This is a genomic window from Mycobacterium sp., assembly GCF_035314905.1.
Classification (GTDB): domain Bacteria; phylum Actinomycetota; class Actinomycetes; order Mycobacteriales; family Mycobacteriaceae; genus Mycobacterium.
The window spans coordinates 1-20,644 of sequence record NZ_DATFYW010000149.1 but is presented as its reverse complement, the minus strand read 5'-3'; the positions used below and the strand labels follow the sequence as shown (position 1 = coordinate 20,644).

19 protein-coding genes, 3 tRNA genes and 2 pseudogenes are annotated in these 20,644 nt (G+C 66.8%); 14 read left to right on the top strand and 10 right to left on the bottom strand.

Annotated features, from left to right (window positions below):
• The 6 genes from VKG81_RS12995 to VKG81_RS12970 all read left to right on the top strand — a co-directional run.
• Positions 1–406, top strand: a 406-nt coding sequence (locus tag VKG81_RS12995; RefSeq protein WP_414685258.1) for a substrate-binding domain-containing protein, incomplete at its 5' end; no start/stop codon positions are given.
• A 90-nt stretch (positions 407–496) separates the two neighbouring features.
• Positions 497–1,471, top strand: a complete 975-nt coding sequence (gene pstC / locus VKG81_RS12990) for a phosphate ABC transporter permease subunit PstC (RefSeq protein ID WP_324396503.1) — start codon at positions 497–499, stop codon at positions 1,469–1,471.
• Positions 1,468–2,370, top strand: coding sequence for a phosphate ABC transporter permease PstA (gene pstA, locus VKG81_RS12985; protein ID WP_324396501.1), 903 nt, complete (start codon positions 1,468–1,470; stop codon positions 2,368–2,370). Before pstC ends, pstA begins: the two co-directional genes overlap by 4 nt.
• A gap of 18 nt (positions 2,371–2,388) precedes the next feature.
• On the top strand, positions 2,389–3,165 hold the full coding sequence (pstB, locus tag VKG81_RS12980; protein WP_324396499.1) for a phosphate ABC transporter ATP-binding protein PstB: 777 nt from the start codon (positions 2,389–2,391) through the stop codon (positions 3,163–3,165).
• Between the two features lie 79 nt (positions 3,166–3,244).
• The gene (locus VKG81_RS12975; RefSeq protein WP_324396509.1) at positions 3,245–3,922 is read left to right on the top strand and encodes a response regulator transcription factor; all 678 of its coding nucleotides are present in this window, start codon (positions 3,245–3,247) and stop codon (positions 3,920–3,922) included.
• 27 nt (positions 3,923–3,949) lie between these two features.
• Positions 3,950–4,876, top strand: a complete 927-nt coding sequence (locus VKG81_RS12970; RefSeq protein WP_324396497.1) for an NADP-dependent oxidoreductase — start codon at positions 3,950–3,952, stop codon at positions 4,874–4,876.
• A gap of 2 nt (positions 4,877–4,878) precedes the next feature.
• On the opposite strand, the gene phoU is transcribed toward VKG81_RS12970, so the two are convergent.
• The 4 genes from phoU to VKG81_RS12950 form a co-directional block, all read right to left on the bottom strand.
• On the bottom strand, positions 4,879–5,565 hold the full coding sequence (phoU, locus tag VKG81_RS12965; protein WP_324396495.1) for a phosphate signaling complex protein PhoU: 687 nt from the start codon (positions 5,563–5,565) through the stop codon (positions 4,879–4,881).
• A 220-nt stretch (positions 5,566–5,785) separates the two neighbouring features.
• Positions 5,786–6,919: a tRNA dihydrouridine synthase DusB gene (gene dusB / locus VKG81_RS12960; protein WP_324396507.1), complete on the bottom strand. Its 1,134-nt coding sequence runs from the start codon at positions 6,917–6,919 to the stop codon at positions 5,786–5,788.
• 11 nt (positions 6,920–6,930) lie between these two features.
• Positions 6,931–7,947, bottom strand: a complete 1,017-nt coding sequence (locus VKG81_RS12955) for an acyl-ACP desaturase (RefSeq protein WP_324396492.1) — start codon at positions 7,945–7,947, stop codon at positions 6,931–6,933.
• Between the two features lie 234 nt (positions 7,948–8,181).
• Complete coding sequence (locus VKG81_RS12950; RefSeq protein WP_324396490.1) at positions 8,182–8,781, bottom strand: TetR/AcrR family transcriptional regulator; 600 nt, start codon at positions 8,779–8,781, stop codon at positions 8,182–8,184.
• Positions 8,782–8,961: 180 nt separating this feature from the next.
• On the opposite strand from VKG81_RS12950, the pseudogene VKG81_RS12945 reads away from it, so the two are divergent.
• Positions 8,962–9,420: pseudogene (locus VKG81_RS12945) on the top strand (oxygenase MpaB family protein); the annotation flags it as partial.
• 36 nt (positions 9,421–9,456) lie between these two features.
• Here VKG81_RS12945 and VKG81_RS12940 read toward each other — a convergent pair.
• Positions 9,457–10,461, bottom strand: coding sequence for a medium chain dehydrogenase/reductase family protein (locus VKG81_RS12940; RefSeq protein WP_324396488.1), 1,005 nt, complete (start codon positions 10,459–10,461; stop codon positions 9,457–9,459).
• Between the two features lie 129 nt (positions 10,462–10,590).
• Here VKG81_RS12940 and VKG81_RS12935 point away from each other — a divergent pair, with 129 nt between their 5' ends.
• The 3 genes from VKG81_RS12935 (at position 10,591) to VKG81_RS12925 (ending at position 11,720) form a co-directional block, all read left to right on the top strand.
• Positions 10,591–11,043: an SRPBCC family protein gene (locus VKG81_RS12935; RefSeq protein WP_324396487.1), complete on the top strand. Its 453-nt coding sequence runs from the start codon at positions 10,591–10,593 to the stop codon at positions 11,041–11,043.
• 145 nt (positions 11,044–11,188) lie between these two features.
• Positions 11,189–11,332: a hypothetical protein gene (locus VKG81_RS12930; protein ID WP_324396485.1), complete on the top strand. Its 144-nt coding sequence runs from the start codon at positions 11,189–11,191 to the stop codon at positions 11,330–11,332.
• 55 nt (positions 11,333–11,387) lie between these two features.
• Positions 11,388–11,720, top strand: coding sequence for a hypothetical protein (locus VKG81_RS12925; protein WP_324396483.1), 333 nt, complete (start codon positions 11,388–11,390; stop codon positions 11,718–11,720).
• 243 nt (positions 11,721–11,963) lie between these two features.
• On the opposite strand, the gene VKG81_RS12920 is transcribed toward VKG81_RS12925, so the two are convergent.
• Positions 11,964–13,148 (bottom strand): acyl-CoA dehydrogenase family protein, encoded by a 1,185-nt coding sequence (locus VKG81_RS12920; protein ID WP_324396480.1) that lies wholly within the window; start codon positions 13,146–13,148, stop codon positions 11,964–11,966.
• Positions 13,148–13,939 carry a hypothetical protein gene (locus VKG81_RS12915; protein WP_324396478.1) on the bottom strand — a complete coding sequence of 264 codons (792 nt, stop codon included), beginning with the start codon at positions 13,937–13,939 and terminating at the stop codon, positions 13,148–13,150. The genes VKG81_RS12920 and VKG81_RS12915 overlap by 1 nt, the downstream gene beginning before the upstream one ends.
• Positions 13,940–14,509: 570 nt before the next feature.
• On the opposite strand from VKG81_RS12915, the gene VKG81_RS12910 reads away from it, so the two are divergent.
• Both VKG81_RS12910 and VKG81_RS12905 read left to right on the top strand, forming a co-directional pair.
• Positions 14,510–15,907, top strand: a complete 1,398-nt coding sequence (locus tag VKG81_RS12910) for a serine/threonine-protein kinase (RefSeq protein WP_324396475.1) — start codon at positions 14,510–14,512, stop codon at positions 15,905–15,907.
• Positions 15,908–16,344: 437 nt separating this feature from the next.
• Entirely contained in the window at positions 16,345–17,151 is an 807-nt protein-coding gene (locus VKG81_RS12905) for a L,D-transpeptidase (protein WP_324396473.1), read from the top strand.
• Between the two features lie 774 nt (positions 17,152–17,925).
• On the opposite strand, the gene VKG81_RS12900 is transcribed toward VKG81_RS12905, so the two are convergent.
• The 3 genes and pseudogenes from VKG81_RS12900 to VKG81_RS12890 all read right to left on the bottom strand — a co-directional run bounded on the left by VKG81_RS12900 (position 17,926) and on the right by VKG81_RS12890 (position 20,342).
• The gene (locus VKG81_RS12900; protein WP_324396505.1) at positions 17,926–18,399 is read right to left on the bottom strand and encodes a hypothetical protein; all 474 of its coding nucleotides are present in this window, start codon (positions 18,397–18,399) and stop codon (positions 17,926–17,928) included.
• A gap of 1,028 nt (positions 18,400–19,427) precedes the next feature.
• Positions 19,428–20,155 (bottom strand): annotated as a pseudogene (locus VKG81_RS12895) (helix-turn-helix domain-containing protein); the annotation flags it as partial.
• 114 nt (positions 20,156–20,269) lie between these two features.
• Positions 20,270–20,342, bottom strand: a tRNA-Lys gene (locus tag VKG81_RS12890).
• Between the two features lie 122 nt (positions 20,343–20,464).
• Between VKG81_RS12890 and VKG81_RS12885 the strand changes: the two genes are divergently transcribed.
• Both VKG81_RS12885 and VKG81_RS12880 read left to right on the top strand, forming a co-directional pair.
• Positions 20,465–20,537 (top strand) — tRNA-Glu (locus tag VKG81_RS12885).
• Between the two features lie 32 nt (positions 20,538–20,569).
• Positions 20,570–20,643, top strand: a tRNA-Asp gene (locus tag VKG81_RS12880).
• Position 20,644: the final 1 nt, after the last annotated feature.

The following is a 20,644-nucleotide window of genomic DNA, read 5'->3' as shown; positions in this document are numbered from 1 at the left end:
GAACACCGACGGGTCGATCACCTACAACGAGTGGTCGTTCGCCCAGGCGCAGCATCTGAACATGGCGAGCGTCATCACCTCGGCGGGTCCCGATCCCGTTTCGATCACCGCCGACACGGTGGGCAAGACCATCGGCGCCGCCACGGTCAAGGGTCAGGGCAACGACCTGGTGCTGGACACGGCGTCGTTCTACAAGCCGACGCAGCCCGGTGCCTACCCGATCGTGCTGGCGACCTACGAGATCGTCTGCTCGAAGTACCCCGACGCCGACACCGGCACCGCGGTCAAGGCGTTCCTGCAGGCCGCGATCGGCCCGGGCCAGAGCGGTTTGGCCGACAACGGCTACATCCCGATCCCGGACGCGTTCAAGCCGAAGCTGACCACCGCGGTGAATGCGATCGCGTGATTCGAGGTCGTGGTGGGCCTACAACCTGAGATTCGTCCCGAAGGGGCGTCGTCGAGCGCGACGCCCCTCGCGGGCTCGATAATCACCGACATGGTTGACGGCGGCGGCCCCGCGCCGGAGGTGAAAGCCACCGGCGGGGGCACGCGGCGGTTCGGTGACCGGGCGTTCAAGTGGCTCGCGATCGCCGCCGGCTCGACGATCGTCATCTCGATCGTGCTGATCGCGGTCTTCCTGCTGATCCAGGCGATCCCGTCGCTGCGCGTCAACCACGCGAACTTCTTCACCGCGTGGCAGTTCGACACGAACGACGCCAAAAACCTGTATTTCGGCATCCGCGACCTGTTCATGGTGACGGTGCTGAGTTCGGTGTTCGCGCTGCTGCTTTCGGTGCCGGTCGCGGTCGGCATCGCGGTGTTCTTGACCCAGTACGCGCCGGCGCGGCTGGCGCGGCCGTTCAGCTTGATCGTGGACCTGCTGGCCGCCGTGCCCTCGATCATCTTCGGTCTGTGGGGCATATTCGTGCTGGCGCCGAGGCTGTTGCCGATCTCCACGTCCCTGAACCGCTACCTAGGTTGGTTGTTCCTGTTCAAGCAGGGCAACGTCTCCCTGGCGGGTGGCGGGACCATCTTCACCGCCGGCATCGTCCTGGCGGTGATGATCCTGCCGATCATCACATCGGTATCACGGGAGGTGTTCCGCCAGACCCCGCGTCCGCACATCGAGGCCGCCCAGGCCCTCGGGGCCACCAAATGGGAAGTCGTCCGGATGACGGTGCTGCCGTTCGGGCGCAGCGGGGTGATCGCGGCGTCGATGCTCGGGTTGGGCCGGGCGCTGGGTGAAACCGTCGCGGTGTTGATCATCCTGCGCTCGGCCGCCAAGCCGGGCAACTGGTCGCTGTTCGACGGCGGTTACACGTTCGCCTCGAAGATCGCCTCGGCGGCAGCCGAATTCAGCTCGCGGCTGCCGACGGGTGCCTATATCGCGGCGGGCTTCGTGCTGTTCGCGCTGACGTTCGTCGTCAACGCGGCCGCCCGCGCGGTCGCCGGCGGGAGGGTCAACACATGACATCGGCCACGCTGGACCAGCCGGTCAAACAGCGGGCGTTTCGTGCGATCAGCGTCGGGCGAAAAATCAAGAACAACATCGCGGCCATCCTGTTTGTTGTCGCGTTTGTCATCGCGGTGATTCCGCTGGTGTGGGTGCTGGGCGTCGTGATTGCGCGAGGCTGGTACGCGGTGACGCGGCAAGGCTGGTGGACGCACTCGCTTCAGGGTGTGCTGCCCGAACAGTTCGCCGGCGGTGTGTACCACGCCATCTACGGAACCCTGGTGCAGGCCGCGGTGGCTGCGATCCTCGCCGTCCCGCTGGGCCTGATGGCCGCGGTGTTTCTGGTTGAGTACGGCGGCGGGCCACTGGCCCGGACCACGACGTTCATGGTCGACGTGCTCGCCGGCGTGCCCTCGATCGTCGCCGCGCTGTTCATCTTCAGCCTGTGGATCACCACCCTGGGATTTCAGCAGAGCTCGTTCGCGGTGTCGCTGGCATTGGTGCTTTTGATGCTGCCCGTGGTGGTGCGCAACACGGAGGAAATGCTCAAGCTGGTGCCCGACGAGCTGCGAGAAGCCAGCTACGCGTTAGGCGTTCCGAAATTCACGACGATCCTGCGCATCGTGGTGCCGACGGCGTTGCCGGGCATCATTTCCGGGATCCTGCTGTCGGTCGCGCGGGTGATCGGTGAAACCGCTCCGGTGCTGGTGCTGGTCGGCTACAGCCGGGCGATCAACTACGACATCTTCCACGGCAACATGGCCTCGCTGCCGCTGCTGATCTACACCGAACTCACCAACCCGCAACACGCCGGCGCCCTGCGGATCTGGGGTGCCGGGCTTACCCTGATCATCTTGGTGGGCGTCCTCAACCTGCTAGCCGCAGTCGCGACCCGCATCCTGATGTCCAGACGGTAAAAACCGATAGGAAATCGCATGGCAAAACGACTGGACCTCAAAGACGTCGACATCTACTACGGAAAATTTCAGGCCGTCGCCGATGTCGCGATGTCGGTGCCCCCGCGCAGTGTGACGGCCCTCATCGGACCATCCGGGTGCGGGAAGTCCACGGTGCTGCGGGCGCTGAACCGGATGCACGAAGTCATCCCCGGGGGCCGGGTGACGGGCTCGGTGCTGCTCGACGGGGAGAACATCTACGGCCCCGGTGTTGACCCGGTGAGTGTGCGCCGCACCATTGGCATGGTGTTTCAGCGCCCGAATCCGTTCCCTACCATGTCGATTCGCGACAACGTGGTCGCCGGGCTCAAGCTGCAGGGCGTGCGCGGCGGCAAGACGCTCACCGAGGTCGCCGAGCGGTCACTGAAGGGTGCCAACCTGTGGAACGAGGTCAAAGACCGGCTCGACAAGCCCGGCGGTGGGCTGTCGGGCGGCCAGCAGCAGCGGCTGTGCATCGCGCGCGCCATCGCCGTGCAGCCCGACGTGCTGTTGATGGACGAGCCCTGCTCGGCGCTGGACCCGATCTCCACGCTGGCCATCGAGGACCTGATCGCCGAGCTCAAGCTCGATTTCACGATCGTGATCGTCACCCACAACATGCAGCAGGCGGCCCGCGTCAGCGACCAGACCGCGTTCTTCAACCTGGAAGCCACCGGCAAACCGGGGCGCCTGGTCGAGATCGACGACACCGAGAAGATGTTCTCGAATCCGAGTCAGAAGGCCACCGAAGACTATATCTCGGGGCGCTTCGGCTGATTTGGCGGAATCGCCTGTGCCACAAGACAACTCGATTGAGCTCGCAGAGGGGGCGGTCGGCGCGCCGGGTCGCAGCCTGATGCTCGTCGAAGCGGAGCCGACGATCGCGTGGCGGTTGCTCGACGATGCCAAGCAGATCGGGCTGGCCACCACGTGGTGCCGCAACGGGGCCGAGGCGCTGGTCGCCATCGGCGCCGAGCCGCCGAGTGTGCTTGTCGTCGCGGCCCGGACCGACATGGTTGATGCGGCCGCGATCGCCGCGGCGGTGCGGACACGTTGGGACCTGCCGATACTGGTCGGCGCGGCAAGCGGCGACGAGGATCTGGCGCGTGAGGCGTTGGCTTCCGGCGCGTCTGCCGTCACCGCCCGCCCGTATGACATCGCGGCGATCACGCCGTTCATGGCCAGCGCCCGGGCCGGCCCCTGCGACGGGCGCGCCGTGTTCGTCGCCGGCCCGATCGAGGTCGACCGGCGCGGGTATGAGACGCGGGTGCGCGGCCGCGACGTGCAACTGACCCAGCGTGAGCTCGAGCTGTTGATCTTCCTGATCGAGCGGCGCGGCGAGGTGGCCAGCGTCGAGGAGATCAGCCGCGCGGTGTGGGGCCGGCCGGCGGAGACCAACACGGTTGCGGTGCATGTCAAACGGCTTCGCGACAAGCTCGGCGAGGATCCCGAGCACGACGAGTTCATCCGCACGATCCGCGGGGCGGGCTACCGGCTGGCACCGTCGATCTGCCTCGCGCGCACGCGGGAATAGCACGCGCGTGGCCGCGTTCCTACTCGCATGGGCAAAGCGGTGAAGTTCGATCAGTACGGCGGGATCGACGTGCTCGAGGTGCGCGACGTCCCGCGACCGGTTCCGGGTGAGGGTCAGGTCCTCGTCGAGGTCAGGGCGGCGGGCATCAACCCTGGCGAGGCGATGATCCGCAAGGGCGCGCTGCATGACATGTGGCCCGCCACGTTTCCGTCCGGGCAGGGCAGCGACCTGGCCGGCGTGGTGGCCGAACCCGGCCCCGGGGTAACGGAATTCAAGGTCGGTGACGAGGTGCTCGGCTTCACCGAGGAGCGCGCCGGCCAGGCCGAATATGTGGTGGTGCCGGCGGACCAGCTGACTCCCAAACCGGCGCGGGTGCCGTGGGAGGTCGCCGGTGGGCTGTTCGTCGCGGGCACGACGGCCTACGCCGCCGTCCGGTCCGTCGCGCCCAGGCCCGGCGACACGGTCGCGGTGGCCGGGGCCGCCGGCGGGGTCGGCACGATCGCGGTGCAGCTGGCCAGGGCCGCGGGCGCCACGGTGATCGGCATCGCCGGGCCGTCGAACGACGAATGGCTCACCGCGCATGGCGTGATTCCCGTCAACTACGGTGACGGCCTGGCCGGCCGGCTCCGGTCCGCAGCGCCCGGCGGGCGGATCGACGCGTTCCTCGACTTCTTCGGCGGCGGCTACGTCGAGCTGGCGGTCACGCAGCTCGGCGTGCCGCCCGAGCGTGTCGACACGATCATCGACTTCCCGGCGGTGGAGCGGTTCGGGGTCCAGGCCGCCGGCAACGCGGACGCGTCGAACGCGCAGGTGCTCGCCGAGCTGGCCGGGCTGGTCGCGGCCGGCGAGCTGGAGGTTCCGATAGCCGGGGTGTTCCCGCTCGATGACGTGCAGGAGGCCTACCGCACGCTGGAACAGCGGCACACCAGGGGCAAGATCGTCCTGCGGCCCTGACGTTACTTGTGGTGGCGCAACTGCTCCGACAGCAGTTCGCCGTCGTCTTCGGGCATTGAGCCGGTCACCTGGAAGATGACCCGCCGGCCGATCTCCACCGCGTGGTCGGCGAACCGCTCGTAGAAGCGGCTCAGCAACGTCACGTCGACGGCGGCGGTGACGCCGTGCTTCCAGTCACGGTCCATCAGCACGGAGAACAGGTGCCGGTGCAGGTCGTCCATCGCGTCGTCCTCTTCGCGCAGATGGGCGGCCTTCTCCGGGTCCCGGCTGAGCAGCGCCTCCTGCGCCGCGTTGCCCAGTTCGACTGCGACCCGGCCCATTTCGGCGAAGTACCCGTTGACCTCCTCGGGCAGCGCATGCTGCGGGTGGCGACGGCGCGCGATCTTGGCGACGTGCAGTGCCAGCGCGCCCATCCGGTCGACGTCGGCGACGTTCTGGATCGAGGTCACCACGGCGCGCAGGTCGCCGGCCACCGGCGCTTGCAGGGCCAGCAGGACGAATGCCGCCTCCTCGGCGCGCGCCCCGGCGCTGATGACTCGGTCGTGGTCGCTGATCACCTGCTCGGCAAGTACCAGGTCGGCCTGAAGCAGCGCGTGGGTCGCACGCTCCATCGCAACCCCGGCCATGCCGCACATGGCCGCGATCTCTCCCGTCAGCGCGTCGAGCTGCTCGTGGTAGGCGGTCCGCATGTGCCGAGCTTACGGGGTAATTCGCGTCGAGGTCGCATGCCCGCGAGTGAACACGCGGTGAATGCCGCCCGGCGTGAAACAGCCAGTTGCAGGTGATGTCCGCGGCGTTCGGGACGTTCGCGAAGTCCGGGCCGAGCACGACCTGGACCGCGTCACCGAGCTCGGGTAGTCGCCTGGCGTAAGCACTTTGAAGCCGTGCTGCGGTCGAGTCCGTCTCGGTTCAGCCACCAGAGTGCATCGCGTCCGCGCCCTCGGGCACGTCGCAGCCGTCGCGATCCGACAGCCACCCGTCCGGCAGCGCGACCGGCGCGGGCGAGCCCTGGCGGCCCCGCGGTCCGGTGGCCGCCGGCGGGAACGGCACGTCGGCCTCGAGGCGGCCCAGCAGCGAGTCCAGTTCGTCCAGCGTCCTGACCAGCGCCAATGCCCGCCGCAGGTCGGCGCCGGCGGGGCAGCCGTGCAGGTACCAGGCGACGTGTTTGCGGATGTCGCGCATGCCTTTGTCTTCGCCGAAGTGTGCGGCAAGGAGCTCGCCGTGGCGGCGCACGATGCCGGCGACCTCCCCGAGCGTGGGCGGCGGGGGTGCGGGTGTGCCGGTGAATGCCGCGGACAGCTCGGCGAACAGCCAGGGCCTGCCGAGGCACCCGCGCCCGATCACCACGCCGTCGCAGCCCGTGACGGCCATCATGGTCAGCGCGTCGCTGGCGTCGAAGATGTCGCCGTTGCCGAGCACCGGGATCGCCGTGACGTGCTCGCGCAGCGCCGCGATCTGTGCCCAGTCGGCGCTGCCGGAGTAGCGCTGCGCGGCCGTGCGGGCGTGCAGCGCGACCGCCGCGGCGCCCTCCTCGGCCGCGATCCGCCCGGCGTCGAGATGGGTGCGGTGGGCGTCGTCGATGCCGATCCGGAACTTCACCGTGACGGGGATGTCCGTGCCCTGGGTTCCGCGCACCGCCGCGGCGACGATCCGCCCGAACAGTCGCCGCTTGAACGGCAACGCCGCGCCGCCGCCCCGCCGGGTGACCTTGGGCACCGGGCAGCCGAAGTTCATGTCGATGTGGTCGGCCAGGCCCTCGGCGGCGATCATCCGCGCGGCCGCGTACGTCGTGTCCGGGTCGACGCTGTACAGCTGCAACGATCGCGGCAGCTCGTCCGGCGCGAACGTCGTCATGTGCATGGTGACCGGGTGACGCTCCACCAGGGCCCGCGCGGTGACCATTTCGCAGACGTAGAGCCCGCTGACGGTGCCGGCGCGCTCGCGTTCGAGCTCACGGCACAGGGTGCGGAAGGCGACGTTGGTCACGCCGGCCATCGGGGCCAGCACCACCGGGCTGCGCAGCGCGATCGACCCGATGCGCAGCCCGCTGCCGGCTAGAGCCTGCTGAGCGTCAGCGTGCCCTCGGTGGACAGCACTTTCCTGGCGGTCAGGCGCTCGGCCTTGCGGGCTTCCCGCTCCAGCCGGCGCTGCTTGGCTTCCTCGAACTTGTCGCACGTTTCCTCGAGCTCCTTGACGAGCACGGCAAGGTCGTCACGCATCCTCGCGGCCTCGCCGGTGAAGTCGTCACGCTCGAAGATGCGCCACTTCTTCAGCACCGGCATCACGACGTCGTCGAGGTGGATCCGCGGGTCGTAGACGCCGCCGACGGCGATGATCACGGCCTTGCGGCGGAATCCGGGCACCGTGAAGCCGGGCATCTTGAAGTTGCGCAGCACCCGGTGCAGCGACTTCATCGCCTGGTTCGGCGCGATCTCCAAGCCGGCCTCGCTGACGTCGCGGTAGAAGATCATGTGCAGGTTCTCGTCGGCCGAGACCCGGCCCAGTAGCTGGTCGGCGATCGTCTCCTCGCATGCGCGTCCGGTGTTCCGGTGCGAAACGCGGGTGGCCAGTTCCTGGAACGTGACATAAATAACGGAGTCGAACAGGCGGTCCGCGAAGAGGTCGCCCTGTTTGTTCTGCCCGGGGCTGAAACCCCTCGTCATCTGCTCGAGCCGCAGCTTCTCCAGTTCGACCGGGTCGATCGCCCGTGTGACGACCAGATAGTCGCGCAGCGCGATGCCGTGCCGGTTCTCCTCGGCGGTCCAGCGGTTCACCCACTGGCCCCATGCGCCGTCCATGCCGAAGTTCATCGCGATCTCGCGGTGGTAGGAGGGCAGGTTGTCCTCGGTCAGCAGGTTTTGCACCATCGCCACCTGGGCGACCTCCGAGAGGTGGGATTCCTCGGGATCCCAGTCCTGGCCGCCGAGCGCGTAGTAGTTCTTGCCGTCCGACCACGGGATGTAGTCGTGCGGGTTCCAGTCCTTGGTCATCTTCATATGGCGGTTGATGTTCGCCTCGACGACCGGCTCGAGCTCGCGCAGTAGCTGCAGATCGGTCAGGTCTTCCGACATGGCCCCTCCAGTTATCTGTACCTTTTGGTTGCACTCAATGTATCTGTACCAGCCAGTAGCATTCAAGTCGCCCCACCGGCCGCCGCGCGGCGGCCCATCGGCACGAGACGTCCGATCCGGACCGGAAACGATGCCGGTGACGGGGGGACGGATGACTACGCTACGACGGGCGCGGGAATCATGGTCGGCCAATGACGAAATTCGTGCCGCGGTGAGCGATTGTCGTCGCCGCGCCTACGCGGGGTTCTGCGACGCGGCGCGGCTCATCAGCATCGCGACGCAGTAGTCGATGAACTGCTCGCGGGTGGCCGCCAGCCTCCCGCCCAGGTAGGCGGTGAACAACGCCGTCAACGCCCCGATCAGCGCGGTGGCCACCAGGTTCTGCAGCACCGGATCGGTGATCCGGGTCAGCTTGCGTTCCAGCAGGTGGATGAAGTTGGGCATCCATTCCGCTCCGGAGCGGGTCAGGACGGGTTCACCCTCGGGCGCCAGCAAGAGCACGCGCCCGCGCACCGGGTCGTCGACCATCAGGGCGACGAACCGTTCCACGGCTTCCCGCGGGGTGGTGGCCGTTTCCAGCGTTGCCATCGCACGGGTGCAGACGTCGTCGTAGACGGCGCGCACGAATTCGTCGCGGTCAGCGAAGCTTTCGTAGAAATAGCGCTCCGTCAGCCCCGTCGCGCGGCACACCGCGCGCACGGTCAGCGCGGGACCGCCCTCGCCGCCCAGTAGTGTCACCCCGGCCGCGACGAGTTCGTCGCGACGCAACGCCTGGCGATCCTCGATCGGAACGCCAGACCATCGACCCCGCCCCCGCCTTTGACCGGAAGCCACTGCACTCCTAAACTCTGTAGTGACAACGCCCGTAGTCAAAACTCGACTCTCGCGCTGATGGGAACGTCACCAGTGACACAAGATACCCGGCTGCTCGGCCCCGACTGGCTGACGTGGAAGTACTGAACATGCACCCGCAGCTCGGCGCGGCCGTGGAGGAGCATTCGACGTTCTTCCGGGAGGTGGGAGGAGTTCCAGGTCGACTGGGATCACATGTGCCGCGAGGTGCTGGAGAACAACTTCGCAGCCCGCGCGGTGCTCGACCTCACCGAGTTGCCGAAACCGCCGTTCGCACGGTGGGTCCCGGACTGGCTGTGGCACGCGCAGCGCCGGATGCTGGCGCCGTTCTTCGTGTGGCTCACGGTGGGGCTCTACGACCCGCCGGTGCGCGAGCTGATGGGCTACTCGTGGTCGGCGCGCGACGAATGGCTGCACCGGCGCTTCGGCGACCTCGTGAATCTGGTGTTCAAGCTGGTGCCCAGGCGCCGGCGGATGCATCCGCGTGCGCGCGCCGCCTGGGACCGGGTGAGCGGGCGCATTCCGGTCGACAGCCCGCTGGTGCACACGCCGGCGCGCAACCTGCCCCCGCTCGACGAGCGCGACAAGCCGACGCACTATCGCCCGGTTACCGGCGTCTGACGCTGTCGTCGCCGTTGTCGGTACTGCAGCGGCTGCTCAGGGCACCAGCACGACCTTCCCTACGTTTTCCCGCGCGGCCAGGATGCGGTGCGCCGTGGGCGCTTCGGCGAATGGCACCGCGGCGTAGATGACCGGTGCCACGGTGCCGTCGGCCAGTCCGGCGGTCAGCGGAGCGATCCAGGGTTGCAGCGTGCCGCGGTCGTCCCACAGCCGCAGCATGTTGAGTCCGATGACGGCCTTCGATTCCTCGATTTGTTTGATCAGGTTGAAACCGCGCACCATCGACAACGCGTGCGGTGCGGCCCTGCGGAGCGAGCGCGTGTCGCCGTGCTGCATAGCCGACAGGCCGTAGGCGACGAGGCGGCCGCCGGGACGAAGCAGCCCGTAGGACCGCCGCAGCGATGTGCCGCCGAGCGCGTCGAGGACGATGTCATACGGTTCCAGGCCCTTCCACCAGCCGTCGCGGCGATAGTCGATCGCGTGGTCCACCCCGAGTTCTGCGAGGCGCTTGTGCTTGCCCGGCGATGCGGTGCCGTGCACCTGCGCACCGGCTGCCTTGGCGAACTGGACGGCCGCGATGCCGACGCCGCCGGCGGCCGCGTGGATGAGCACCCGCTCGCCGGCGCGCAGTGATCCGTAACCGTGCAGGGCCGCCCAGGCGGTGGCGTAGTTGACCGGCAGCGCGGCGCCTTGCTCGAAACTCATTGCGTCGGGCAGCGCGATGGTGTCGGCAGCGGACACGTTGACGATTTCGGCATACCCACCGAACCGTGTGCCGGCCACGACCCGTTGGCCGACCCTGGCGGGATCGACACCCTCGCCCACCGCCGCGATCGTCCCTGCCACCTCGTAACCAACCACCGACGGCGGCTTCGGCGCGTCGGGGTACAGCCCCACGCGGGCGAGATGATCGGCGAAGTTCACTCCCGCCGCGCGTACCGCGATGCGCACCTGGCCGGCGGTCGGCGGCGGCGGATCGGGCCGCTCTTGCACCTTCAGAACTGATGGATCGCCGTGCTTTGTGATCACGACCGCGCGCATGGGTCCTCCTGGGGGAACTCCGGTTTTCGATCGAACGCGATAAGGGTTTTCTGTGCGGGCAGGATACGGCTCCGCCTGTGCGGTAAGGTTCGCGGCTACGCAACCAACTTGTCGACGGTCGGAGACGGCATGCCCGGCAGGACTTTCTCCTTCGAGATCAACGGGACCAGCAGCGCGCCGGCCTCGACGTTGTTCCGCCTGGAGACCGATGGCGCCCACTGGTCCCGGTGGGCGAAACCCGTTGTGTTCCAGTCAAGCTGGGAGCGGCAGGGCGAACCGGCGCCCGGCGGGGTCGGAGCCGTCCGCAAGATGGGGCTGTGGCCGTTTTACGTGCGGGAGAAGACACTCGAGTACGAGCAGGATCGCCGGCACGTCTACACGCTGATCGGCCCGCCCAGCCCAGCCAGGGACTACACCGCCGAAGTGCTGTTGACCCCGAACGCGGCGGGAGGCACCGACGTGCGCTGGACGGGCTCGTTCACCGAGGGGCTTCGGGGGACGGGCCCGGCAATGCTCGTCATACTGCGCGGCGCGCTCCAGCTCATTCTGAGGCGACTCGTGACGGCGGCCGAGCGCGACTGATTGCGCTCAATCGAGAGCGAAGGCGGCTCGAATGGCCTGGGACAGCCCAGGTTCCTGCGAGAGCACCGTTGTCCCTGCCCACCGGCACCTCGGTGGAAGTCCACGTGCGGTGCTGGTGATCGGTGCAGCCGTCAGTGTCAGCGCCGTGACGCGCTTCTACCTCGTCGTCGAGAAAGGTCACGATCTCGTCGGGGAGCCGTACCGCAATCTGTGTGCTCATACCAACGTGGTACCGGGTCGGGATGCCCGGCGAACGAAGCACGCCAGCGCCGACGAGCTGATGCACTAACGGAACTGGCGATTTGGGTAAGAACGGCCACGCCCCTGTAGGAGAATGGCCGGTCATGACGGAGCCCATCGGACCCGTGGTGATCAACCGTCGCCAGGCCCGGCGGATGAGCCGGCGCTTCGCCGACGTCGGCGTCGGGATCCCGGGGGCGCGACTTCAGGAAATCGCCGCCGGCGCCCCCTTCTCGGATGCCGAATCTACTGATGTGCATTTCGCGCTTGCCGCGACCGCGATCCGGCGCGAGGAGCGCCTCGCGAAGTTCGACCGCAGGCGACGCCGTGGCGTGCAGTGGCTCATCGTTGCGGGCCTGGTTCTCGTCATACTGAACGCCCTCATCTGCATGGCCTATGTCTTCTTGAGCCTGGCCCAACAGACGCCGCCGCTCTGAAATGCCGACGTAACGGAACTCTCAGCGCCGGCTCACATCCTGGAAGAAACCAGTGCCCCTCCGGTGACCACGCAACTCACCTCGGGACAGCCGACCGCACATTTCCCGCCGGCAGAGATGGCGAAGTTCCGCATCATCGCCCAGGACACGGTCGCGTAGGTGCAGGCCGGGGACCAGGGTGGCGCGACCGCCGGGATCAAGGACCTCAACGCACTGTTGACCGCGCTTCAATAATGAAACGACTCAAAGCCCGGGTTGGTCCTCGATGATGCCGAGCCAGATCTGTGCCGCGTCGATAGCCACCTTCTCGCTGATGAAGGCGTGTTGGGTTCCGGTGTACATGTCGCGGAACGCGCGTTCGAGGCGACTGCCCTCGCGGATCGAGCTGGTGCCTGCGACCAGATGGGCCCACTCGGCGCAGCTTCGGGCCGCATCGGTGGCATAGACGGCGGCCACGCGCATGTCTGCTCGCAAGCCCGGAGTCAGGTCCTCACCCGAGGCAACGGCAGCCTCGGCGGTCGTGAACGCGTCAAGCACCAGAAGACGGGCGGCGCGCCAGGTTGCGACGTGGTGTGCAAGGCCTTTCTGGAACGTCGGGCGACTGGCCAGCGACGCCATGTCACTCATCCGGAATTTCGTTGCGGCCAGCTCCTCGACATCGTCGAGCATGCTCTTGGCGACCCCGAGTGCCCACGATGCGTGACCGGCGGCGGTGACGGGCATCAGCCCCATGCGCGTTGCCGGCGACGTGCCCCGGCGCGGCTCGCGGACGAACAGCGGAAACGTCCGGCTCTGGGGCACGAACACATCCTCGGCGCTGTAGTCGTAGGATCCGGTTCCCTTGAGCCCCTGCACGTACCAGCCGTCGTTGAACGTGATGTCTTCCCGCGGAACCACAGCCACCTGCATGTCGGGGAGGCCTTCGCTGACCCAGCGCATCTCGCCTTCGTCCATGGGCAGGAATCCCGCGGCCACGTATTGAGCATGACCGGTGCCGGAACCGAAACTCCACGACCCGCTCAACCGGTAACCGCCCTCCACCGCAGTCCCCTGGCCGTTGGGGAAGAACTGACCTCCGATGGTGACGTGGTTGTCGTGCGCGCTGAACACCTCGGCAAAACCCTCGTCGGACAGATACGTCGCGGCGGCGAACGACGACGGCAGGTTCGCGATGCCGATCCACCCGAACGAACCGTCCTGCCAGGCCATTTCGATCCATGTCTCGATCATCTCGGCGAACGACGGTTCAACACCCCCGGCCGCGACGGGGTTGAACGCCGACATCAGCCCGGTGGCCCACATTTCATCGACAATCGCCGGGGTGAGTGTGCGGATCCGCTCGGATTCTCCGGCCTCGGCGCGCACGAGGTCGCGCATCCCGCGCGCCCGCGAAACGACCTGGCCGCCCACTTCGGCGATCGACGTCATCAGCGGACTGTACGCCGCCGTTCGCGCACCTTGTATGTGGACGGCCACGATTTCCGGGAGTCCTCTCCCACCAGCGGAGTTCCCATCGCCCCGACCCTGACGTCGTAGGCTTCCTGGCCGGCGCCGACCTCGCGGTTGGCGTGTTCCTGGGCCAGGTAGTACAGCTCATCGATGGTGGCTTCACCGTAGGCAACGAACGTAGTTTTACGCGCGACGTCGCCGATGCCGGCAGTCATCCGGTCGGGCAGGATTCGCGACGCCAGCGCCGCCACGCCCAGCAGCGTGAACGGGATGACCCAGTAGCAGACGAACGACAGCGGCGTCTTCGTATCGAGAATCGTGGCGTTGCCCTCCACGATCGGCGGGATCGACGATGACACCGTCATGCCGGCGAACGCGGCGACCCAGATCCATGTCAGCAGCGTGGTGATCCGGCCGAACAGCTCACTGTTGACCACCTCGGCAGGCCGGTCGGCTGCGGCGAACTCACGCACGAAGGGCTTGCCGATCAGCACGCTGGTCAGCGCGACCAGAAAGATCCCGGCGTTGCTCAGCGGCTGGATCCACCGCTCCATGAACGACTCGCTGAGGGTGAACGTCAGAACTGTCAGAACCGAAAACGTCGCGACAGCGCCGATTTCGAGCGTGCGCCCCGCATTCCCTCTGACGCGCCCGATCACCAACGCGGCCACGGCGATCGCCAGCGCGACCAACACGGCAGTGGTGAAGGGGACGTTACCGACAAGCACCCAATAAACGATCCACGGCGCGAAGCCAAACAGAATGCCCACGATGGGTCAGTGTATGTAGTCGAGTCCGCGCCGCGGGCGTGACCGCCAGATGCGCGAGACAGCTGCGTCAGCGCACCGGGGACGCCGATCTTGGCGCAGGACGGCTGGCCGGCCGCCTGCAGAACGGCCTCCGCGACGGTGAGAGGCTCTGCTTTCGAACAGATTTGGTTCGAGATATCGATGCGACCCTGGACGTGAACATGACCGGCGCGCCGCACCAGCGCCGCGGTGCCGGCAGTGCGGTCGCACGCGAATGGCTTCGGCAACGGAAATCCCGGAGGCGCGCCTACGTCGGGAGCGGGCCCACCGCGCCGAGGTTCTCGCGCCGTAAGACGGCGTACGAATCGTTGACCGCTTACAGCTTCGTCGGCGCGTCCGACGCCGAGCATCGGCCCGGCGGCTCCCGACGAAGCGTTCGTCGTCGCCGGGCGTCAGGGCGGGGTCGTCGAGGACCGCGGTGGCCTCGTCACGGGGAGTCGGTGTTCTGGTCATGACCCGAATACTTCGGCGACCGGGGGCGCCGGACATGGGGCGTTCGCCTCATTTCCGGATGCCGCTAACCTGGGCGCCATGATGGCCCCCGAGTTGCTCGGTGGCCGCTACGAGCTGCGAGGGGTCCTGGGTCGAGGGGGCGTGGCCGAGGTGCGCGACGGTTGGGACACCCGTCTCAGCCGGGCGGTCGCGGTCAAGCTGCTGCACCCCGGGTTCGCCAATCACCCCGAAACGCGGGAGCGCTTCGACGCGGAGGCGCGCTCCGCGGCGGGGCTGAGCAATCCGCACATCGTCGCCGTCCATGACACCGGCGAACACAACGGAACACCGTTCATCGTGATGGAGCGACTGCCCGGGGCATCGCTCGCCGACTACATCATGCGCGGCCCGCTGCCGCAACCGCTGGTCAGGTCGGTTCTTGACGGCGTGCTTGCCGCCCTGGCCGCGGCGCACGACAGGGGGATCCTGCACCGCGACATCAAGCCCGGCAACATCTTGTTCACCAGCGACGGCGAGACGAAGGTCTCCGACTTCGGGATCGCGAAGACCGCCGACGCGGGCGACACGATGACCGGCCAGGTCGTCGGCACGATGGCCTATCTGAGCCCCGAACGACTGATGGGCAACCCGGCGACCCCGAGTGACGACCTCTATGCCCTCGGTGTGGTTGGGTACGAGGCTCTGACGGGGCGCAGGCCGTTCATGGAGGGCAACCTGGGGGCGTTGGCCCGGGCGATCCTCGAGGAGGCACCGCCCCCGGTGCCGGTGTTGCGGCCCGACGTCGACCCGCCGCTGGCGGCGGTGATCGAACGCGCGATGGCCCGCGACCCGGCGTGGCGGTTCCCGGATGCGCGGGCGATGCGCTTCGCCGTGGCGGGTCGGTCGCCGATGATGCCGCCGATGCCGCCGATGGCGGCGAGGCCGCCGACCAGAGTGCTGGCCGCGCCGCTGCCGCCGTCGATGGTGTACGCGCCTGTCGCGGGACCGTCATGGACGAGGCGGAACCGCAAGCCACTCGGCGTGGGAGCCGTGATCGTTCCTGCTGGCCGCGGTGATGATGGTCTTCGACTCGCCGTTCGAGTCGAATCCACCGAAATCGGTGACCACCATCACACCGGCGCCCATCCCGACAACCACGCTCACGCCACCGTCGACCACGCTGCCAACTCCGGTGGAAGAACCGCCGCCGCCGCCTCACCGGCCCGGCAAGCCGGGACATGGTCACGGCGGCTGAGCGTCGATCATCAGCCGAAACCACTGTCAAGAGTCAGCCGAGGTCATACAGATACACCTGTGCCCCCACTAGGACTCGAACCTAGGGCCTGCGGATTAACAGCCGCTCGGTCCAGCCAGATTAGAGCCACTGCAATGACCGTCAGCGATCGAGCAGGGCCTCTAATCCCCTTGTGCCAGTGGGAGAGAACGGTTGGCAGGGGCATTAGAGGCTCTGTACCGCCGGTTGTCCCAGCTCGGTAAGTTGGGGCAAGTTTGTGGACGCGGTGTGGACGCGGGCGTTGTTGGCACAAGGTTGCTGGGCCGGAACTTCGATCAGATCTGACCGAAGCGCGCTCGACACGCCGTTGCCGACACCGGCTGGCTGGACGACGATGGGCGACGTTGCGGTTGGCGACGAGTTGATCGGAGCGGATCCCTGATGGTTGATGACTGCATTTGACTCCAGGTAACGGCAGGTTGCCAGGCAAGCCGGCGGGTGACCAAGCCTGAGGAACTAACAGCGACTGGACGACTTCAAGGCTCTGATGCCCGGTCAAGTCGACGGAATCCCTTGCTGTAGCCAAACCGTGACGAAGGCTTGACCGAATTGCCAGCGCGTGCCAGCAGGTTCGGCCATCGGCGCGCTCATACCATGACAACGTTATTGACAAGGCGGTCAAATCAAAGGGGTCGGATCGATGCGGGCGGTCATTCAGTTTGTTCTCGCGGTGATCGTGGTCGCCATGACTGTGGCTGGGGGTGGGGCCGGCGTCGACACGACAGCGGTTAGCCTGCCGCTTAGTTCGGCCATCAAGTCGATCTTGCCAACGCGGGGCGAGGTAGTGGGTGTGGCGCACCCTGTGGTGGTGACTTTCAACGGACCCATCGCCGACCGGCCAGCCGCCGAACGCGCCATTGAGGTCAAGTCGACACCGGCCATGACAGGCAAGTTCGAGTGGCTCGACAGCAACGTTGTGCAATGGGTCCCCGGCCGATTCTGGCCGGCGCACAGCACAGTGAAGCTGTCGGTAGGTAGCAGGCCGATGGAATTCAAAACGGGTCCAGCCGTTGTCGGTGTTGCCAGCATCTCGGAACACACGTTCACCGTGACCGTCGACGGGGGTGGGGAGGGATCGCCGATCGGACTGCCTGCGCCGCACCACCTACCCCACATGGGCGAAGAGGGGGTTCTGCTGGCCTCCATGGGTCGGCCGGAGTACCCGACACCCGTCGGCTCCTACGCGGTCCTGTCAAAGGATCGCTCGCTGATCATGGATTCCAGTAGCGTCGGCATACCCGTCACCGATCCCGACGGTTATCGGCTTACGGTGGATTACGCTGTCCGCATCAGCAGCCGTGGTCTTTACGTGCATTCGGCTCCGTGGGCTGTCCAATCAATGGGGTTCGAGAATGTCAGCCACGGCTGCATCAGCCTGAGCCCAGCGGCCGCAGAGTGGTACTTCGACACGGTCAATATTGGCGATCCGGTAATCGTGCAGGAATAGCGGCGGCGACAGCTGCCAGTTCGGGCAGCGTCCGGTATCTGCGGACGCCGTGGCGGGGTGTCTCGTGAAACGGGTGTGTCGAGGAGCGACGTATCCGCGGTGCGTAACTAGTTGGCGGACGAGCTGCTATTGCCACCTCCAGCGCGTGTAGTGAACGGTTCGGCTGCCGAGTGACCAGGCAACACCGCGCAACCCAACGCCACGATTCCGCCCCTGCCACACCGGAGGATCCGGATGCAGCGCCGCGAGCCGGCTGCGCGGCTACGCCAAGGCTCATCCGACCCCCTGTCACGCTGCGCCCGGTGGCGACGGTTGGATAGGCAATCACGTTACAGCTCAATAATTTTGGTGAGAAGGGTTCCGTGGTTACCGCAGCGGCACCCAAGGGGCCACATAGCAGCGCCGCCGCCATTCCGGTTGCGGATGCGTCCAACCGGGCGTGGGCGGTGGGCATCCAATTCGATTTCACCCATGGGCGGCCGGCCACGATCGTGTCGATAGTTGAGTAGCGTGCGCGTGGTGTTTCGGCGACTTGGTCGAAACGCGGCATCACAGCAGTGACCCGATCGCCGAACGTGACCGTCGAGGCGCTGAACGAGGCACCTACCGGGCGATGCGGCGGGATAACAAATGGAGCCGAATTCGTCTGCAGCGCAAAGGGCGACTGATGAGCAGGCCACGCCGTGCCTGCCGAGACGGAAGCAACATCAACATCTTCTGGTCACTTGCCCACGCTCGAACCGCCATCCGCGATGGGAAACACGACGACAACGGCTACCCGGTACCGGCGGGTGAGCCCGGCGGACCGGGCAGAATCGGCACACCGGGTGTAGGCCCGTCGCCCGCAGGCCGCGGACCAGTCGGCACACCCTTACCCGATGCGGCGCCGCCCATTTCAGTGATTGGAGCACCGGCCGGCGCGGGCGCTGCTACCGGAGCACCCGCCGCCACGGGTACGGCGACCGGAGCGCCAACGGGCACGGGTGCGCCAACGGGCACGGGTGCGCCGACAGGCACCGGCGCCGCCACGGGAGCACCGACCGCCGAAGCCTCGACTGCAGCAGCGCTGCAAGGCGCCGCCGCGGCCCCGCCACCGGCTCCCAGCGCTGCGCCGCCGGCCGTGTCCTGAACGCAATGGAACCCGCCCGTCATCAGCGGGACGGCTGCCGCGTGCGGGCTCAACGCCACGGCGGCCGCGCACAATCCTGCGCTGGCGACTACCTTGATAGCGCATCGATCAAAGGTAATCGTCACTATCGACTCCCTTAATTGTGTTCACAAATTACAGCGGTGGAGTTCTGTAACAGAACCGTATAGCAGTCCCGAAATGTTGTCTAGACAAGACCTGAATTGGTTGCCAGGCTGATGTGAAAACGAACTGCACAGTGACCGCACCGTTTCCAACTCGTGACGTGCGGCGCGGTATGACACCGTATTTCAGCAGGTCAACCTGACGTACCCGAGAACGTTCGCAGGGTTTCGTTGCGAGATCAAGTCTTTACCGAACTGAATGCATCTGCGGGAAACGCGACTGCGAAACCCTGGCTGTTATTGACGCTGATTGGATCAACGATCACATTGCCAGGATGCATGAACGGGAGGCGATGGAAGCGCCCTAGCACTCAGCCGCTGCGTCGCAGACGTTCAGCGAGCGTCGTCAGCACTATCTGAAACGATCGGTGGCATGGAGGGTACTTCAAGCGCACGGGTCGAGGCCGCCGACTGGTCGAGGCTTCTGCACATTGGTGCGCACGAGGGTGCCGTTGAATCTCGAACTCGACTTGACGAGCTTGGTCTCGGTGATGTGCACAGGATCTGTATCGCGCTTGGGTTTATAGCCGCGCCGACTTCGAGCCCAGCTTCTCAGTCGAGCTCAAGACGAGTCAGTGGCGCGAAACGTGCGCACTCGCTGGGTCAATGGCCGAGTCCGCTGATGCTCAGCGCTGCAGCGTACATCGAGTCGGTATGGCACAGCAGGGCGATCGCCAAGGGGGCTGAGCCAGCGGGGATGGCCATCGCGCAGAGGTACCTCGCCGACGCTGCAATCGAAACCGAGGCGAGCGTCGGGCACAGACTCATCAATTTCGTCGCTCGGGTGGCACGAACGGTCCCCGGCACCCGCGAGCAGCTTAGTCGCGTTAGGGGATTCCGAAGCCTCGGTGACACTTACGTACCGTTTGTCACCGACGACAAGGACGCGTGGCTGTCGCTTAACGCGGAGACCGTAGCAGCGCTTCGAACCGCAATTCCGGCGGTCCACCGTGACTCTATCGGGGCGGGCTTCTGGGCTGAGTGAGCAGGTGCTCGATGCCGTTCTCGCGGTAGATCCGGTCAAAGAGCACCTCCACCGGCGGGTGGACGAACCGGCCGGTGAACACCTTGGCGTTATCGGTGAGGATCTGCTCGGGCACCCCGTAGGCGGCAAGCGCGCCACGCAGCCCATCGCAGACCGCGCGGGTCCGCTCGGCGGCCATCAACCGGGCACAGACACACATGCGGGAGTGGTCATCGATCCCGGTGAGGGCTTTGGCGCAGCTGCCGTCGGCCAGCGGAAAGCCGGCGACGACGTCCATCTGCCACAGCTCCCCATCGGCCGGCCCCGTTCCCAGCGTTTCCACTTGCGCGAGCGCCGGTCGCGATCGGCCGGATCGATCATCCCGGCCCGCAGCAACGCCCGATACACCGCCGATTCCGAGGGCACCGGCGCGACCCCGCGTTTGGCCAGATCGAACACCAGCCGCCGGGGACCCCAATACGGGCGTGACCGGCGCAGCTCCAGCAGCACCGCCTCCACCTCGGCGCCCATCTGATGCGGACACCGCGCCAGCGGATGCGAGCGATCCTTGAGCCCCTCCAGGCCCTCGGCCTCATAGCGCGCCAACCAGGTGTTCAGCGTCTGCCGCGACACCCCTACCTTCTCGGCGACCTGCGATACCGACAATCCGTCGCCGATCACCGCCATCACGGCCTGATACCTCTGCTCAGTCACGCTCAACTCCCTCATGGAACGAGCGTCAAGGATCAGCCGAAGCAGCTGTCAAGAATCAGCCGAAACACTGTCAGGCATCAGCCGGAGCCGAAACGTCAAGCATCAGCCGAGGTCATACACCCCACACTGTGCCCCCACTAGGACTCGAACCTAGGACCTGCGGATTAAAAGTCCGTAGCTCTACCAACTGAGCTATAGGGGCGCGAGCCACAGGATACTGCCCAGCACCGTGCTGCTCGTTTGAGGATTGGGGTGGCGGTGCCCTAAGCTGGCTTGGCTCCCAGCGTGAGTGCGTTGCGAGTACCCCGGAGAGAATTCGGCTTGGCCCCCTTCGTCTAGCGGCCTAGGACGCCGCCCTTTCAAGGCGGTAGCGCGGGTTCGAATCCCGTAGGGGGTACGACGACCGCCATAATGGAAGCGGTACAGCAAGGCCCTGTGGCGCAGTTGGTTAGCGCGCCGCCCTGTCACGGCGGAGGTCGCGGGTTCGAGTCCCGTCAGGGTCGC

Excerpts from the sequence above, each read along its gene's own strand:
- pstC (WP_324396503.1), top strand. The coding sequence starts at position 497 with ATGGTTGACGGCGGCGGCCCCGCGCCGGAGGTGAAAGCCACCGGCGGG.
- pstA (WP_324396501.1), top strand. The coding sequence starts at position 1,468 with ATGACATCGGCCACGCTGGACCAGCCGGTCAAACAGCGGGCGTTTCGT.
- pstB (WP_324396499.1), top strand. The coding sequence starts at position 2,389 with ATGGCAAAACGACTGGACCTCAAAGACGTCGACATCTACTACGGAAAA.
- VKG81_RS12975 (WP_324396509.1), top strand. The coding sequence starts at position 3,245 with ATGCTCGTCGAAGCGGAGCCGACGATCGCGTGGCGGTTGCTCGACGAT.
- VKG81_RS12970 (WP_324396497.1), top strand. The coding sequence starts at position 3,950 with ATGGGCAAAGCGGTGAAGTTCGATCAGTACGGCGGGATCGACGTGCTC.
- phoU (WP_324396495.1), bottom strand. The coding sequence starts at position 5,565 with ATGCGGACCGCCTACCACGAGCAGCTCGACGCGCTGACGGGAGAGATC.
- VKG81_RS12955 (WP_324396492.1), bottom strand. The coding sequence starts at position 7,947 with ATGTCGGAAGACCTGACCGATCTGCAGCTACTGCGCGAGCTCGAGCCG.
- VKG81_RS12940 (WP_324396488.1), bottom strand. The coding sequence starts at position 10,461 with ATGCGCGCGGTCGTGATCACAAAGCACGGCGATCCATCAGTTCTGAAG.
- VKG81_RS12935 (WP_324396487.1), top strand. The coding sequence starts at position 10,591 with ATGCCCGGCAGGACTTTCTCCTTCGAGATCAACGGGACCAGCAGCGCG.
- VKG81_RS12925 (WP_324396483.1), top strand. The coding sequence starts at position 11,388 with ATGACGGAGCCCATCGGACCCGTGGTGATCAACCGTCGCCAGGCCCGG.
- VKG81_RS12920 (WP_324396480.1), bottom strand. The coding sequence starts at position 13,148 with ATGACGTCGATCGCCGAAGTGGGCGGCCAGGTCGTTTCGCGGGCGCGC.
- VKG81_RS12910 (WP_324396475.1), top strand. The coding sequence starts at position 14,510 with ATGATGGCCCCCGAGTTGCTCGGTGGCCGCTACGAGCTGCGAGGGGTC.
- VKG81_RS12905 (WP_324396473.1), top strand. The coding sequence starts at position 16,345 with ATGCGGGCGGTCATTCAGTTTGTTCTCGCGGTGATCGTGGTCGCCATG.